Source organism: Streptomyces sp. E-08 (assembly GCF_049913095.1).
In the GTDB taxonomy this organism is placed as follows: domain Bacteria; phylum Actinomycetota; class Actinomycetes; order Streptomycetales; family Streptomycetaceae; genus Streptomyces.
In genome coordinates this window covers 7,927,114-7,943,005 of record NZ_CP183971.1, presented here as the reverse complement: position 1 = coordinate 7,943,005, position 15,892 = coordinate 7,927,114, and the positions used below count along the sequence as shown (strand labels likewise).

Genomic DNA, 15,892 nt, shown 5'->3' with positions numbered 1-15,892 from the left:
AGGCGCGTATGCCCACCTCGTTCCACCTGCTGGCGGATGCCCCGGCCCAACTCCTGCCGGCCCGGGAACTCATGGCCTTCACCCTGGCGTCCCACATCATCCTGGTACCACTGGGCGTGGCATTCCCCTTCATCACCCTGGTCATGCACTACCGCGGGCTGCGCCGCAAGGACGCCACGGCACTGCTCCTGGCGCGGCGCTGGTCGGCCGTCATGGCGGTGCAGTTCGCGCTCGGCATTGTCACCGGCACCGTGCTGTCCTTCGAGTTCGGCCTGCTCTGGCCCGGCCTGATGGGGAGGTGGGGTGACGTCTTCGGCCTCGGATTCGGCGTGGAGGCCTGGGCGTTCTTCCTGGAGGCCGTACTCATCGCGATCTATCTGTACGGATGGCGGCGGCTGAAGCCCCGGACGCACTTCCTGCTCGGGCTGCCGCTCCCGGCGGCCGCGCTGCTCGGAGCGTTCGGCATCCTGGCCGCCAACTCCTGGATGAACACGCCGCAGGGCTTCTCCCTCGACTCCGGGGGAAACCCGGTCGACGTCGACGTCTGGAAGGCGATCTTCACGCCGATGTTCGGGCCGCAGTACTGGCACTTCGTCGTGGCGATGATCCTCACCGCGGGCTTCGTGGTGTCGGGTGTCTACGCCGTGGGCTGGCTGCGCGGCCGCCGGGACCACTACCACCGGCTCGGTTTCGCCGTTCCGTTCACGATCGCCGCGGTGGCCACTCCGGTGCAGTTCGTCCTGGGCGACTCCATCGCCAGGTCGGTGTTCCACAAGCAGCCGGTGAAGTTCGCCGCGATGGAGATCGTCTGGAAGACCGACACCCGTGTGCCGGAGTACCTCTTCGGGCGCCTGCAGGAGGACGGGAGCGTCAAGGGCGGCATCAAGATCCCGTTGCTCGACTCCTTCCTGGCCGGGTTCAGCCCGGACACGGAGGTGGTGGGACTGACCTCCGTCCCGGCGGACCAGCGGCCGACGGCCACTCAGGCGACCATCGCCCACTGGGCCTTCGACCTCATGGTCCTGATCGGGTCCGTACTGGTGCTGCTCGCCCTCTGGTACGGCCTGGTCTGGCTGCGGCACCGACGGCTGCCCGCGTCGAAGTGGTTCTACGGCCCGGCCGCCTGTGCGGGCGTCGCCTCCGTCGTAGCCGTCGAGTCCGGTTGGATCGCCACCGAGGTGGGCCGTCAGCCCTGGATCGTCTACCAGAACATGCGGGTCGCCGAGGCGGTGACCGCCACCCGCTCCACCACCCTCTGGATCATGCTCGCCGTGGTGATGGTGGTGTACGTGTTCCTCTTCGCCTCGTTCCTCGTGATCCTCCTCAAGATGCGTACGCGCTGGCGGCTCGCCGACGAGCAGCGGGCGGCAGGAGGGCCGTCGCCCCAAGCGCCGGAGACGGACACTCCCTACGGGCCGCGGGCACCCGTCCCCGCGGGTGACGCCCCCGCCGCGGACGGCGACGCCGGGGCCGAAGGCGGCCACCGATGACCGCCGACCTCATCGCCGTGGTGCTGATCCTCGCCGTGGCCGCGTACGCCTCCGCGGGCGGCACCGACTACGGGGCCGGCTTCTGGGACCTGACGGCGGGGGGCACGGAGCGCGGAAGACGCCCCCGATGGCTCATCGACCACGCCATGGCTCCCGTATGGGAGGTCAACAACGTCTGGCTGATCTTCGTTCTCGTCATCATGTGGACGGGATTCCCCACGCTGTTCCAGACTGTGTTCTCGGCGATGTGGCTCCCCCTGGCGCTGGCTGCCGTGGGCATGGTCCTGCGCGGCGCCGGCTTCGCGTTCCGCAAGCCCTCCCGGCGGCTCGCCGGCCGACGGCTGTATGGTGCCGTGTTCGCCATGGCCTCGGTCGTCACGCCGTTCTTCCTCGGTGCCGCCGTCGGCGGGGTCGCGTCAGGGCGGGTGGCACCCGGCACCGAAGCCTCGGTGGACGCCTGGGCCAATCCCACCTCCCTGATGTTCGGGCTGATCGCCATCGCGGCGGCGGCCTTCGTCGGCGCGGTCTTCCTCACGGGGGACGCGCGCCGCTTCGGCGCGACCGATCTGGTCGGCCATTTCAGGTGGCGGGCCCTGAGCAGCCTCGCCTTGCTCACCGTCCTGGCCGTGATCACCGGGTTCGTCACCCACGAGGACTCCCCCTACGTGTGGCACGGGCTCACCCGCGGTCTCGGGCTGTTCTTCGTCGTCCTGGCCGGAGTGGCCGCCCTCGCGACGGCCTGGCTGCTCCGGCGGACGCCCGGCGCGTGGATGCGCGTCACGGCGGTCGGGGTCGTCGCCTCCGCCGTCGTCGCCTGGGGCATGGCCCAACGCCCGTACCTCCTCCCCACCTCGCTGACCGTGGCCGACGCCGCGGGCGCGCCCGCCACACTGACGTGGCTGGCGATCGTCACCCTGGTGGCCCTCGTGCTCGTCGTGCCGGCGGTCGTCCTCCTCTACCGGCTGGACACCCGCGGAGAGCTGGAAGAACTCTCCGACGCCGAGCTGCGCGGAGGAAGCGGCACGGACGGCGAGGACACCGCACCGAGCGGCTGAGCACCCCTTCCCGACCTCGCGCCTGAAATCCGACGAAGGAGCCGCTGTGACCGACGACGAGATCCTTCTCGGACTCGCCCTGACCGTGGTGCTCGCCACCGGCTCGCAGATCCTGGCGAGCAGGCTGCGCCTCCCGGCCCTGATCATCCTGCTGCCGGTCGGGTTCGCCGCCGGTGCGATGACGGACGTCATTCATCCGGACAACTTGCTGGGGCCGACCTTCTCCGACCTGGTGTCGCTCTCCGTCGCGGTGATCCTCTACGACGCCGGACTGGGGCTCGACCTGCGCAAGCTCGCCGGCCGCACCCGGGGAATCGTGGGACGGCTGCTCGTGTACGGGGTGCTGCTCACGTTCCTGATCGTCGCGTCGGTGTCACCGGCGATGTTCGACATGCCTCTGCGCGTGGCCGCGATGCTCGGCGTGATCCTCGTCGTCTCGGGGCCCACGGTCGTCGGTCCGCTGCTCGACTTCGTGCGGCCGACCGACAAGGTGCGACGCATTCTGATCTGGGAAGGGACTCTGACCGACCCGATCGGCGGCATCCTCGGCGCGCTCACCTTCCACGCCATCGCCACGACGCACCAGGTCGACGTCGGCCGGGGATACCAGCTGGGGCAGTTCGGCCTCAGCCTGCTCGTCGGGCTGGTCGGCGGGGTCGCGGGGACCGCGCTGCTGTGGTTCACGCTGCGGACCCTTCGGCTCGGCGAGACCCTCGGCACTCTGGCTCAACTCGCCACCGTGATCGCCGTATCGGCGGTCTGCGACATGGTGCGGGACGACACGGGGCTCATCGCCGCGATCGTCACGGGTCTGGCCGTCGCCAACCTCCGCGGCTTCGACATGCCGGCCCGGCGTCCCTTCTTCGAGACCCTCGTCCAGCTGATCATCGGGCTGCTCTTCGTCTCCATCTCCTCCACCGTCACCCCGGCATCCCTGGTACCGGTACTCCTTCCCGCGCTCGCCCTCATCGCGGTCCTCGTCCTGGTGGTGCGGCCGCTCGTGGCCTTCGCCGCGACGACGTACTCGGGCCTGGGCCGCCAGGAACGGGCCTTCATCGGATGGATGGACCCACGCGGCATCGTCGCGGCGGCCACGGCGTCGACCTTCTCCGCCGGCCTGGTCCAGCGAGGGGAGAGCGGGGCCGCGAAGATCCTTCCCGTCACGTTCCTGGTGATCGTGGGAACCGTCCTGCTCTACTCGCTGACGGCCGCACCCGTGGCCAGGCGCCTGGGCGTCGTCAAACCGGCGGGCACGCGCATCCTCCTGGTGGGCGGGGAGGCGTGGGTGGTCGACCTGGGAAGGGCCATGCGGTCCGCGGGACTCGACGTGTTGATGTGGGCGGGGCTCGACGAGGAACGGGATCGGATCAAGGAGGCGGGGCTCGATCTGGCCAAGGGCGACCTGCTGGCCACGGCCATCAACCCCGGGGCGCGGATCGAGGGAGTGACGGCCGTGTTCCTGGCCACCGCCGACGACGACTTCAACGCGCTCGCCTCGGTCGTGATGCAGGACAACGTCGAGGGGCCCGTCTACCGGGTCGGCCCCCCGCACGACAGCCATGGAGTGGTGGCTCCCTACACCGGCGGCGACATCCTCTTCGGCCGGTCCCTCGTCCGTCACGTCCTGGCGGAGCGGTACGAGCAGGGCGCCCGGTTCGTGGTGCAGCCGGCCTCCACCCCGCTGCCGTCGGGGCAGGACCCTCTCTTCGTGGTACGGGCCGACCAGCGGCTCGACCCGGTCACCGAGCGGCAGGAGACCGTCCTGCAGGAGGGCGACACGGTCGTTCTCCTCGGTTCCGTCCCGCCGGCCGGCGAGCGGTGAATCCCGCGGGCCCTCCGCGTGCTACTACCTCCCGCCCCCGCGTGCTCCCTTGAGCCTCGCGTCCAGGGTGATGGCCGCGTCGATCAGGGCCAGGTGCGTGAAGGCCTGGGGAAAGTTGCCCAGCTGTTGCCCCGTCAGGGCGATCTCCTCGGAGTACAGGCCCAGGTGGTTGGCGTAGGTGAGCATCTTCTCCAGCACCAGCCGGGCCATGTCGGTGTGTCCGGCCCGCGCCAGGGCGTCGACGTACATGAACGTGCAGAGGGAGAAGGTGCCCTCGGAGCCGCGCAGTCCGTCGGGTGACGCCTCGGGGTTGTAGCGGTAGACCAGGCTGTCGCTGACCAGCTCACGGTCCATCGCCTCAAGGGTGGTCTTCCACTTCGGGTCTTCCGGCGTGATGAAGCCGACCGTCGGCATGCGCAGCAACGACGAGTCGAGCACGTCGTCGCCGTAGTGCTGCACGAAGGCCTGCTTCCCGGGGTCCCATCCCCGGCTGAGGACCTGCGCGTAGATCTCGTCGCGCGCGTCCACCCAGTGACCGCCGGCCGCGGGACGGCCGTCGTCGTAGGCGATCCGCAGGGCGCGGTCGAAGGCGACCCAGGACATCACGCGGCCGTAGGTGAAGTCCTTCCGGCCGCCGCGGGTCTCCCACAGCCCTTCTCCGGGCTGGTCCCAGTGGTCGACCAGCCAGTCGAGCAGCGTGTGCAGCGCGGTCCAGCCCCCGGTGTCGAGATGCATGCCGTGCTGGTGCGCGAAGTAGATGCTGTCGAGCGCCTCGCCGTAGATGTCCAGTTGCAGCTGGTTCGCGGCTCCGTTGCCGATGCGGACCGGCGCGGAACCGCGGTACCCCTCCCAATGGTCCAGGGTCTCCTCGACCAGATCGGAGGTGCCGTCGACGCGGTACATGATGTTCAGCGGCCCGGTGCCGTTCCCCTCGCCGGCCTTCTCCTTGACCCGGTCGTGCAACCAGCCGATGAACGCGGACGCCTCTTCCCTGAAGCCCAGTCCCAGCAACGCGTACACCGAGAACGACGCGTCACGGATCCACGTGAACCGGTAGTCCCAGTTGCGCTCTCCGCCCAGTTGCTCCGGCAGACCCGTCGTCGGCGCGGCGACCAGGGCACCCGTCGGTGCGTAGGTCATGAGCTTCAGGGCCACGGCCGAACGTTCCACCGCCTCCCGCCACCGGCCCGAGTAGGTGGACTGGCCGAGCCACGAACGCCAGAAGCCGACCGTCTCGTCGAAGAGCTGCTCGAACTCCGCCACGCTGACCTCGTGCGGCGGCCCGGCGGGAGACGACTCCAAGACCACGCCGCGCTGCTGCCCCGCCTGCAGGGCCAGACGGAAACGGAGGTCGTTGTCACCCGAGAGGCTGGTCAGCAGCCGGTCGTCCTGCGGCTCACGGACGGCGTGGACGGCGAGGTCCAGGTCCTCCGAGGTGAACAGGGCTCCGTGCTCCGTGATGTGCAGCTCGTGGGGCTTGCGCCCGTAGTCGAAGCGCGGAGCGATCTCCCCTTCGAAGGTCATGCTGCCTCGTACGCAGCGCAGCATGCGGACCAGCCGGTGGCGGTCGGTCGCCGTCGTGCCCGTCACCGGCATGAAGTCGACCACCTCGCCCGCCCCGGCCTCGGTCATGAAGCGCGTCACCAGCACGGCGGTGTCCGGGTGGTAGAGCTGTTTGGTGGTGTACGAGTCCGCGGCCGGCCTGACGGTGAAGTGGCCGCCCTTCCGCCGGTCGAGCAGGGCGCCGAAGAGGCTGGGCGAATCGAAGCGCGGACAGCAGAACCAGTCGATCGTCGCATCGGTTGTCACGAGGGCCGCGGTCTGCAGGTCACCGATCAGACCGTGGTTCTCGATCAGGGGGTAGTCATCCATCCTGAGCCCCTTTCGGCCCCGTCGGACAACGCTCGGGCACCGTCGCACAGCGCCCGAGGCGGTCCGGGCACCATTCGGCCAGCTTAGGCCGACCGTGTCGTCCCGTCCTGGCGAGCGATTCGCATCGGGCGGTGACGGGAGCTCGGCCGCTGCGCCGCCCCGAGAAGGGTCCTACCGTGAGGTGGCAGCGCTCCCACTGAGGGAGCCGCGTGCTCATGCGCCTCATGAGAACGGCTCCGTGACGACGGCGAGAGGTGTGCCCCGCACAGCATGGGCGTCGGCCACCCTGTCGCGCGAGGGTGGAGGTCGTCAGCGGCCTCCTGCTCCTGGGCCGAGCGGTCGACACTGCTCGTGGCCGGTCGGATCCGCGGCCCGCTCATGCGTCGCCCGTTCGGCGGACCCGCCGCGCAGGAGGCAGTCGGCACTCGTAGCGTCGGGCCGACGGAGTTCGCAGAGCACCTGGGAGATACCGATGGCAGACGAGTCACTCGAGAAGCTGGCCACGGAGGCGTGGATCTACGGGTACCCGCTGGTCACGGCAGCCATGACCAAGGGTTCCATGACGGCGGTTCCGGCCCGGGACGACGCGCGTCGGAAAGCCCCGGTCAACCAGTTCTGCTACATGCGCGCCACCCCGGACGCCTCCTTCACCGAGGTCGTGTCGCCGAACGCCGACACCCTGTACTCGAGTGCCTGGCTCGATCTGTCGGATCAGCCTCTGGTGCTGACCCTGCCCGACTTCGGCGACCGATTCTGGATGGTCCCGATCCTGGACGCCTGGTCCGATGTCTGCGCCGTCGTCGGCCGACGCGAGCACGGCCCGTCCGCCGGCCCGTTCCTGATCGCCGGACCGTCCTGGTCGGGAGCGACCCCGTCCGGCCTGACCCTGCTGAAGTCGCCGACCGCGGTGAACTGGATCATCGCCCGGTACGCGACGAGCGGCCCGTCGGACTTCCCGTCCGTCAACCGGCTCCAGGACGGCACGCGGCTGATCCCCCTGTCGGAGTGGACCGGCGACCCCGACGACTACACCCCTCCCACCGACGTTCCTGTTCCCACCGGGGCCGACCCCACGACGCCGCCCGTCGACAAGGTCCACGCTCTCAGCGGCCGCGAGTACTTCGCTCTCCTCAACCGGATGATGGTGGACAACCCTCCCGCCCCTGCCGATGCCCCGTCCCTGGGTCGTTTCGCCAAACTCGGCATCGCAGCCGGCGCGAGCCTGGACGACCTGTCCCCCGAGGAGCTCGCCATCCTGGACGCGGGTGCGCGGCGCGGCCCGGAGGTCCTGCGTGATCTGCTCGCCCGAGCGGAGTCCGCGAAGTCCGGTGGGTGGACCGTCCACCGAGGCCTGGGTGACTACGGAACCGACTACGACAAGCGCGCGGTCATCACCCGGTTCGGGTACGGAGCCAACCTCGACGCCGACGCCCTGTACCCGCACGCCACCACCGACGCCGACGGCCGGCCTCTCGACGGTGCCCACACCTATGTGCTGCACTTCGAAGCCGGCGAAGCCCCGCCCGTCGACGGCTTCTGGTCCCTGACGATGATGAACGAGCGTCAGCTCTTCGCCGACAACCCGCTGAACCGCTACGCGATCGGCGACCGCAGCGGTATGCGGACCAACCCCGACGGCTCCCTGGACATCCACGTCCAGCACGACAGCCCCGGAGCCGACCGCGAGAACAACTGGCTGCCCGCACCCGCGGGCAGCTTCAACGTCTTCCTGCGCCTGTACTGGCCCCAGCAGGCCGCCCTCACCGGCGACTGGACCCCGCCGCCCCTGCGACGCACCAGCTGATCCCAGGCCCTGGTCGCCTCCTCGTCGCGCCACGGCACCGGACGCCGCTCGTCGAGCCGCGTCGGTCCCGTGGTCGTCCGCTGGACCGTCCTCCAAGGAGCTGATGCGCATGTCGGCCGACAGTCCTGTCGGACCACCTGGCGAGCCGCCACCGACGGATCCCTTCGCCCTGGTCAGGACCCGCGGATACGTCGGGCTGCTGGTCATCGCCGCGGCGCTCGGAGTGCCGATCTCCGCGGCCGCGTACGGCTTCCTCGCACTGGTCGGCGAGCTCCAGACCTGGACGTACACCGACCTGCCCAAGGCGCTGGGATTCCGGGAGACGCCTCCCTGGTGGCCCCTGCCGCTGCTCGCCGTCGCAGGCCTGCTGGTCGGAGCGACCATCCGGTACCTTCCCGGGACCGGCGGTCACAAGCCCGCCGAGGGTCTGTCGACGGCCGGTGCGCCGAAGCCGCTCGAACTTCCGGGCATCTTCGTCGCCGCCGCCGCCACGCTGGCCCTCGGTGCCGTCCTCGGTCCCGAGGCACCGCTCATCGCCCTCGGCAGCGGCACGGCCGTCTGGCTCGTACGCCTGGTCAAGCCGGACCTGCCGGAGCAGGTCGGGTCCGTGGTCGGCGCCGCCGGAAGCTTCGCCGCGGTCAGCACCCTGCTCGGGTCACCCCTCACCGGGGCGTTCCTCCTCATGGAGGCGTCGGGAATCGGCGGGCCGATGCTCGGGATCGTCCTGGTGCCGGGCCTGCTCGCCGCCGGCGTCGGCTCGCTCGTCTTCGTCGGCCTGGACAGCTGGACCGGTCTCGGCACGTACTCCCTGGCGCTGCCGGCTGTCCCACACGCCGACACGCCCGATGTCACCGAGTTCGGCTGGGCACTCGTCATCGGACTGGCGGCGGCCCTCGTCGGCACGGGCATCCGGCGGCTCGCCCTCCTGGCGCAACCCCGTGTCGAGCGGCACCGGGTGACCGCCACCGTGCTGATGGGCCTGGTGGTCGCAGGGCTCGCCATCGCCTTCGCCGAAGGCACGGGGAAGGCCGCGACCGAGGTGCTGTACTCGGGGCAGAGCGCCCTGGGCCCGCTGCTCGCGAACAGCGCCTCATACTCCGTCGGTACGTTGACCCTGCTCATCGTGTGCAAGGGACTGGCGTACTGCGCCTCGCTGAGCGCGTTCAGAGGAGGCCCGATCTTCCCGGCGATGTTCCTGGGGGCGACGGGCGGGATCGCGCTGTCCCACCTACCGGGGCTGGAACTCACCCCCGCGTTCGCGATGGGGATCGGAGCCATGTCGGTCACCATGCTCGGGCTCCCGCTGACCTCGGTGCTGTTGGCCACGCTCCTGCTGGGATCGCAGGGCCTCACCGTCATGCCGCTCGTCATCGTCACGGTCGTGGTCGCCTACGTCGTGTCGAAGCGACTCAGCCCGCCGCCGACCGGCCGGGCGCAGGCTCCCGCACCGGTAGGACCGGCGACGCGGTGACGCAACGTCCCGCCCACGTCAGGGCCGGCCTCGGACCGGCCGCACGTGGCGCCCACCGCGGGTGGGCCTCGCTCTCACGAGGCTCGCTCTCCGCGTCGGCGCGGGAGCGCGTGAGGAACCTTGATCGCGTGCGGCGGCACCACGGGTGTTCCTTCGCCCACCCGGCACGCCCCTGGAGGCATGCGTTCTCACGTCACTTCGATGATGCGCCCTGACGGGCACCGGCACGGACCCTCGGCCGGGGGTGGAACGCCCTTGAGCGCCTCCGCATGCGGGTGGCGACCGCGACGGTCCCCACGGCTCCCAGTACGGCCCAGGTGACGGGGTGGGTCCACACCGCGGTGTCGAGCTGCTGGGCGAGGACGAAGAAGCCCATGACCACGACGAACCAGCCGAACGCCTTGCGCAGCGCGTCCTGCGGGATGCGGCCCGCGAGGCGGGCGCCGATCAGGCTGCCGATCACGGCCGCCACCGTCACGGTCGCGGCGATGCCCCAGTCGATGGAGACGCCGGAGAGGTGACCTGCGAGTCCGGCGAAGGACTTCATCGCGATGACCAGGAGCGAGGTGCCGACCGCGATGCCCATCGGCAGTCCGCCCAGGATGGCCAGGGCCGGAACCACGAGGAATCCACCGCCGGAACCGACCAGGCCGGTCACGGCACCGACGACGACGCCCTCGACCGCGATGTGCTTCAGCGGCAGGTCACGGTGGGCGGGCCGGGCCTTCTTCGCCCCGTCACGCGGTTTGCGGAGCATCGCGTAGGCGGTGGCGAGCATCATCAGCGCGAACGCGACGAGCAGGACGGTGCCGGGAATGTACTCGGCGACGCGGCCCCCGGCATAGGCACCGACCATGCTGAAGGCGCCGAAGAGCAGTCCGGTCTTCCAGCGGACCCTGTGGGCGCGGGCGTGCGGGATCAGGGCGGCGAGGCTGGTGACGCCGACGACGAACAGCGAGGTGGCGATGGCCTCCTTGGTCTCCTGCCCGGCGAGGTAGACCAGGATCGGGACGGTGAGGATGGACCCGCCGCCGCCGAGGATGCCGAGGCTGACGCCGATCAGGAGGGAGGCCGCGATGATGACGGCGGTCACGACGCGCTCCGCAGCTCCGCGATCACGGTGCGGACGTCGGTGCGCGGGCCGCGGTTGTAGGAGAGCTTGGAGAGCAGCACGCCCATGGCGCAGGAGTTGCTCAGCGCGGCGTAGGTCAGGCCGGCGCCGATCGCCGTGCCGATGAGGTGGACGCCCGGGACGGCGATGCCGACGAGGCCGGTGGCCAGGACGACCGAGCCCGCGACGAGGCGGACCTGGCGCTCCATGTCCCACCGCTCGGGGCCCCGCTCCACGGGAGCACTCGCCGCCTCCCAGGCGGTGATGCCCCCTTCCAGGACGCGGAGGTCGGGCAGACCGGCCTGGGCGAGGGCCTGCTCGGCCTCCTTCGCCCGCTGTCCGGAACGGCAGACGAGCACCACCTCCTCGTCCAGGTGCGAACGCAGCTCCGCGTGGTGCTCGCGCAAGGTGCTCAGCGGCACGTTGTACGAGCCGGCGATGTGGGCGGTGCGGAACTCGCCCGGGGTGCGCACGTCGATCAGGCGCGGGGCGTTGCCCTCCTGGACGAGACGGTGCAGGACGGCGGGGGTGATCGACTGGATGGTGCGCTCGGCGCTCATGCGGGACTCCGGAAGACGTATACGGGTGGGGGTATGCAGCATGCAGTGAGCCGCGGTGACGGCTCAGGCAGACAGGGGTGAGGGGCTCGTCGCGGGCGGGCGGTGCGGCCCCGCCCGCGACGCGGGGGCGGAGGAGCGGGGGCAGTGCGGCCGTCGCCTCCGCCGACCGTCCGGCGGTGCACGGCGGGAAGGACCCGGAGCCGTGACGGCCGGCGGTTCGTGGACGGTCGGGCGCGCTCAGACCTTGACGGATTCGGCCGCGAGGGCCCAGGCGGCCCAGCCGCCGAGGATGTCGGAGACGTCCTCGATGCCGCGGTGGCGCAGCAGGCTGGCGGCGATGGAGGAGCGGTGGCCGCCCGCGCAGTGCAGGACCAGCGGCCGGTCGGTGGCGAGTTCGCCGACCCGGGAGGGCAGTTCACTCAGCGGGATGTGCAGGGCCTCGGGGATGAAGCCGTTGGCCTCGCGCTCGCCGCAGGTGCGCACGTCCACCACGAGCGGCGGGTTGTCTCCGGCGAGGGCGGCCTTGAGGTGGGTGGCGGTGAGGCGGCTGGCGGGGGTGACCTCGCCCTCCATCACCCGCAGGGCGTCCTCGGGGTTGCGGACGTAGCCCACGACACGGTCGAAGCCGATGCGGGCGAGGCGGGTGACGACCTCCTCCTCCCGGTTCTGAGGGGCCATCACCACCAGTTCGTCCGCGGGGTCCAGGACGGTGCCGGCCTGTTCGGCGAACCGGCCGTCGGCCGGCACGTTCACCGCACCGGTCAGGTGCCCGGCCGCGAACTCCTGCGGATCACGCGTGTCGACCACCACCGCGCCACCCGCCCGCAGCCCGGCGAACTCCTCCAGGGACAGCGGCCGGGCCGTGGCGGCGGAGTCGTACAGGGGGCGCTCCTTGCGGTTGAGGTCGGCGTCGTAGGCGAAGTAGCCCGGCGCCGCGGACTGTCCCGCCGTCACCAGCGCGACGAACTCCTCCCGGCCCATCGGGGCACAGGCGTAGTTGGTCGCCCGCTGGTCACCGATCGTGGAGGACCTCTCCGTCGACAGGTTCTTCCCGCAGGCCGAGCCCGCGCCGTGGGCGGGGAAGACGCGGACCTCGTCCGCGAGGCCCATCAGCTTGTTCTGCACACTGTCGTGCAGCATCCCGCCCAGCTCCTCGGCCGTCACGCCCACCGACGCCAGCAGGTCGGGTCGGCCGACGTCACCGATGAACAGCGCGTCACCCGTCAGGACGCCGTACGGGACGGTGTCGGCGGCGTGTTCGTAGACGAGGACGCTGATCGACTCCGGGGTGTGCCCCGGTGTCTCCATGACCTCCAGCACCACGTCGCCCAGGGCGATCCGCTCGCCCTCGGCGAGGTGACGGACCGGGTACTCCGTCTCTGCCCGCGAGCCGTAACCGATCCACGCGCCGGTCTCGTCGGCCATCTCCAGGTGGCCGGCGACGAAGTCCGCGTGGAAGTGGGTGTTGATCACGCCGACCACGGTGAACCCGTGCGCCCGTGCATCGGCGAGGTACTCCGACACGTCGCGACGCGGGTCGACGACGACCGCCTGACCGGTCTGCTCGTCGGCGATCATGTACGACGCCTGGGACAGGCAGTCGAGGTAGTACTGGGCGAAGAACACGGCGAACCTTTCGACGGAGAAGGCGGTCGCGGAGCGGAGCACCGCGAGACGGGAAGAAATGCGCTGAGGGCGGGCGGCCGACCGTTCAGGCGGCCCGGGCGTCCGTGCCGCGCACGACCGGGCGACCGGTACGGACCCACCCGGAGGTGCCGCCCGCGACCGAGACCGCGCGGAATCCGGCGGCGTCCAGATGCTCCGCGGCCCAGGCGCTCCGGTTGCCGCTCGCGCAGATCACGTAGACGAGCCGGTCGGCGGGGAGCACGGCGAGGTGGGTGCCGAGCTCGGAGAGCGGTGCGGTGCGGACCCCCGGTACGTGGCCGGCGCGGTACTCGTCCGGTTCCCGTACGTCGATGGCGAAGGCGCCCTCCGCCAGCTCGGAGGCGAAGACGTCCAGATCCACTTCATGCATGGAAGATCACTCTTTCGAATACCCCCCGGGGTACTTGCGCCGTCGACTGTAAGCAGAGGCGACGAGGGAAGTCAAATACCCCTAGGGGTATTACACAGCACAGCCCCACCCCTTGCGGACGGGGCGGGTAAAAATACCCGTAGGGGTATGGTGGTCTGCGGTTATCAAAACAGACGGGAGATCGAGATGACACGAGGGATCACGGCGAGGCGGCCCCCGCCCCCCGTCACCCCCTCGCCCGGCACCGTGCGTCTGGGCCTGCGGGAGAACAGGACGCAGTTCGTCCTGCTCGTCCTCGTCACGGCGGCGGTCGGGGCGCTCGTCGGTCTGGAACGGACGACGGTCCCCCTGATCGGCACCGAGGTCTTCGGGCTCGCCGGGAACCTGGCCGTCTTCTCGTTCATCGTCGCGTTCGGCCTGGCCAAGGCGCTCACGAACCTGGCCGCCGGCGCGCTCACCGCCCGTTTCCGGCGAAGACAGCTCCTGCTGACCGGCTGGCTGATCGGCGCACCCGTGCCGTTCGTCCTCGCCTGGGCGCCCTCGTGGTGGTGGATCGTGGCGGCGAACGTCCTGCTCGGCGTCAACCAGGGGCTGACGTGGTCGATGACCGTCAACATGAAGATCGACCTCGTGGGGCCCGGCCGCCGGGGACTCGCCACCGGACTCAACGAGGCCGCCGGCTACGTCTCGGTCGGTGCCACCGCTCTGCTCACCGGCTGTCTCGCCACCCACTACGGGCTGCGCCCCACCCCCGAACTCATCGGCGCGGTCTTCCTCGCCGCCGGACTCGGACTGTCCCTCCTGGCCAAGGACACCGCCGCCCACCTGGCCCTCGAACTCTCCCGCCACCCGGCACCCCGGGGCGGCGAGAACGGCAGGCCGTCCTTCAAGGAGACCTTCGCCCTTACGTCATGGCGCGACCGGTCCCTGCGCGGCGCCAGCCAGGCGGGGCTGGTCAACAACCTCAACGACGGCCTGACCTGGGGCGTCTTCCCACTCCTCTTCGCCGACCACGGACTCGGCATCGCCGCGATCGGCCTGATCAAGGGGCTCTATCCGCTCCTGTGGGGCATCGGCCAGATCCCGGCCGGCCACCTCGCCGACCGGATCGGCCGCAAGCCGCTCGTCGTGACGGGCATGCTGGTCCAGGCGGCGGCGCTCCTCCTCGCCCTCGTACTCCTCGACCGCCCGCTTCTCGCCGGAGTCGTCTCCGCCGTCGGCCTGGGCCTCGGCACCGCGCTGGTCTATCCGGCGCTCATCACCGCCGTCTCCGACCACGCCCACCCCTCCTGGCGGGCCCACGCCCTCGGCACGTACCGGTTCTGGCGCGACATCGGCTACGCCGCCGGCGCCCTGACGGCGGGCGTCCTCGCCGACGCGCTGGGCCTGGACGCCACCGTCCTCGCGGCGGCCGTCCTCACGGCGGCCTCGGGCCTCCTCGCCGCCCGCTGGATGACCGACCACCCCCGAACCTCGCGGGCTCGGCCGGGGCCGGGGTGATGGCCCGTCACCTTCGGTAGCAACACCCGTGTCGATCGCGAGGACCGGGGCAGACGCAGGATTCTCCGGCTCCACCTGGGGAAGCCGGCGACCTTGCGGCTGTACGGCGCCGGCCGCGAGCAGCGAAGAAGCGACCAGCCCGGACACATTCAGCGCTGATAGGTCCCGAACAGGGTCCCGGAGGCCAGCTCCCTGCCCCTCAGGGCACGGTGCACGGCCTCGGCGCCCGGGTGGCCGCGCAGAGGCAGCGGCTCGGACAGCGCGTACAGCCGGAAGAAGTAGCGGTGCGGCCCATGCCCCGGTGGAGGCATCGGCCCACCCCAGCCCGCCTGCCCGAAGCCGTTGGGCCACGGCAGGCCCCCCTGGGGCACCTGGCCCTCCGCCACCCCGGTGGTGCCCGGGTCGATGCCCGTCACCAGCCAGTGCAGGAAGGTCGCCCCCGGCGCGTCCGGGTCCTCGCACAGGAGCACCAGCTCCGTAGCCTCACCGGGCACTCCCGACCAGGTCAGGGGCGGTGAGTCTCCCTCCCCGGTGTAGCGGCGGGGGACCACCGTTCCGTCGTCGAACGCGGTGCTGCTGAGTTGCATTCCGTTCATGCGCGCCGCACTACCCTCTACGCCGCCACCGGCACCGGTCCACACCGCATATCCCCCGAACGGCCGAGGCCACCCGGCCCGACCATGTCGACCCGGAAGAACCCGGTGAGCAGGAACACGGTGAAGGGCACGCTCAAACCGGTGTACGCGGCGCACAGACCGGAAGCGAGTCGACCAGGTCGACCGCGCTGAACATGAAGAACACGGGGATGAGAAGGACCTGGCCCGGAACACCGAGGCCCAGGACGAAGAGCGTCGTCAGCGGTCCTGCCGCGCCGCTGAGCCGACGGCTGAGGGCATAGGCCGCCGGGGCGGCCGGCACCACGGAGAGCACAGCCGCGCTCGAGCTCACCAGGATGGTGTTCACGGCGGCGTGGCCGAATCCGGAGTCGAACGCGACGGCGTAGTTGGACAGTTGCACGCTGGTCGGAAGTGACCAGGGGCGGGCGAAGATGTCTCTGGCGTCCCGCAGCGAGGACAGCACCATCCACAGCAGCAGGAACCGGTTCGCGAGCACGAAGAGCCGCACGAGAGCCAGACCGAAGGGCCGAAGGCGCAGGCGTGGGCGGGGGCGTG

The 15,892-nt window shown here is 70.9% G+C and carries 13 protein-coding genes; 6 read left to right on the top strand and 7 right to left on the bottom strand.

Going from position 1 to position 15,892, the window contains the following annotated elements; all coding sequences use genetic code 11:
* The first annotated feature begins 8 nt into the window (after positions 1 to 8).
* From ACN9MM_RS36295 to ACN9MM_RS36285, 3 genes are read left to right on the top strand one after another with little or no spacing between them, the layout of a single operon-like run.
* On the top strand, positions 9 to 1,490 hold the full coding sequence (locus ACN9MM_RS36295) for a cytochrome ubiquinol oxidase subunit I (protein WP_426368021.1): 1,482 nt from the start codon (positions 9 to 11) through the stop codon (positions 1,488 to 1,490).
* On the top strand, positions 1,487 to 2,545 hold the full coding sequence (locus tag ACN9MM_RS36290; RefSeq protein ID WP_426368020.1) for a cytochrome d ubiquinol oxidase subunit II: 1,059 nt from the start codon (positions 1,487 to 1,489) through the stop codon (positions 2,543 to 2,545). Before ACN9MM_RS36295 ends, ACN9MM_RS36290 begins: the two co-directional genes overlap by 4 nt.
* 46 nt (positions 2,546 to 2,591) lie before the next feature.
* Entirely contained in the window at positions 2,592 to 4,367 is a 1,776-nt protein-coding gene (locus ACN9MM_RS36285) for a cation:proton antiporter (protein ID WP_426368019.1), read from the top strand.
* A 24-nt stretch (positions 4,368 to 4,391) separates the two neighbouring features.
* On the opposite strand, the gene ACN9MM_RS36280 is transcribed toward ACN9MM_RS36285, so the two are convergent.
* On the bottom strand, positions 4,392 to 6,239 hold the full coding sequence (locus tag ACN9MM_RS36280) for a glycoside hydrolase family 15 protein (protein WP_426368018.1): 1,848 nt from the start codon (positions 6,237 to 6,239) through the stop codon (positions 4,392 to 4,394).
* Between the two features lie 472 nt (positions 6,240 to 6,711).
* Between ACN9MM_RS36280 and ACN9MM_RS36275 the strand changes: the two genes are divergently transcribed.
* Together ACN9MM_RS36275 and ACN9MM_RS36270 are read left to right on the top strand one after the other, a co-directional pair.
* A complete protein-coding gene (locus ACN9MM_RS36275) occupies positions 6,712 to 8,043 on the top strand; it encodes a DUF1254 domain-containing protein (protein WP_426368017.1) in 1,332 nt (443 codons plus the stop codon).
* A 109-nt stretch (positions 8,044 to 8,152) separates the two neighbouring features.
* A complete protein-coding gene (locus ACN9MM_RS36270) occupies positions 8,153 to 9,514 on the top strand; it encodes a chloride channel protein (RefSeq protein ID WP_426368016.1) in 1,362 nt (453 codons plus the stop codon).
* A 193-nt stretch (positions 9,515 to 9,707) separates the two neighbouring features.
* Here the strand turns inward: ACN9MM_RS36270 and ACN9MM_RS36265 are convergent, their stop codons facing one another.
* The 4 genes from ACN9MM_RS36265 to ACN9MM_RS36250 all read right to left on the bottom strand — a co-directional run bounded on the left by ACN9MM_RS36265 (position 9,708) and on the right by ACN9MM_RS36250 (position 13,220).
* On the bottom strand, positions 9,708 to 10,607 hold the full coding sequence (locus tag ACN9MM_RS36265; protein ID WP_426368015.1) for a sulfite exporter TauE/SafE family protein: 900 nt from the start codon (positions 10,605 to 10,607) through the stop codon (positions 9,708 to 9,710).
* Positions 10,604 to 11,185 (bottom strand): rhodanese-like domain-containing protein, encoded by a 582-nt coding sequence (locus tag ACN9MM_RS36260; protein ID WP_426368014.1) that lies wholly within the window; start codon positions 11,183 to 11,185, stop codon positions 10,604 to 10,606. Before ACN9MM_RS36260 ends, ACN9MM_RS36265 begins: the two co-directional genes overlap by 4 nt.
* Before the next feature lie 237 nt (positions 11,186 to 11,422).
* Positions 11,423 to 12,811: an MBL fold metallo-hydrolase gene (locus ACN9MM_RS36255; RefSeq protein ID WP_426368920.1), complete on the bottom strand. Its 1,389-nt coding sequence runs from the start codon at positions 12,809 to 12,811 to the stop codon at positions 11,423 to 11,425.
* An 85-nt stretch (positions 12,812 to 12,896) separates the two neighbouring features.
* The gene (locus tag ACN9MM_RS36250) at positions 12,897 to 13,220 is read right to left on the bottom strand and encodes a rhodanese-like domain-containing protein (protein ID WP_426368013.1); all 324 of its coding nucleotides are present in this window, start codon (positions 13,218 to 13,220) and stop codon (positions 12,897 to 12,899) included.
* 186 nt (positions 13,221 to 13,406) lie between these two features.
* On the opposite strand from ACN9MM_RS36250, the gene ACN9MM_RS36245 reads away from it, so the two are divergent.
* Positions 13,407 to 14,720, top strand: coding sequence for an MFS transporter (locus ACN9MM_RS36245; protein WP_426368011.1), 1,314 nt, complete (start codon positions 13,407 to 13,409; stop codon positions 14,718 to 14,720).
* Positions 14,721 to 14,869: 149 nt separating this feature from the next.
* Here the strand turns inward: ACN9MM_RS36245 and ACN9MM_RS36240 are convergent, their stop codons facing one another.
* Together ACN9MM_RS36240 and ACN9MM_RS36235 are read right to left on the bottom strand one after the other, a co-directional pair.
* Entirely contained in the window at positions 14,870 to 15,316 is a 447-nt protein-coding gene (locus tag ACN9MM_RS36240) for a YbhB/YbcL family Raf kinase inhibitor-like protein (protein WP_426368010.1), read from the bottom strand.
* 133 nt (positions 15,317 to 15,449) lie between these two features.
* Positions 15,450 to 15,845, bottom strand: a complete 396-nt coding sequence (locus ACN9MM_RS36235; RefSeq protein ID WP_426368008.1) for a hypothetical protein — start codon at positions 15,843 to 15,845, stop codon at positions 15,450 to 15,452.
* Positions 15,846 to 15,892 lie beyond the last annotated feature (47 nt).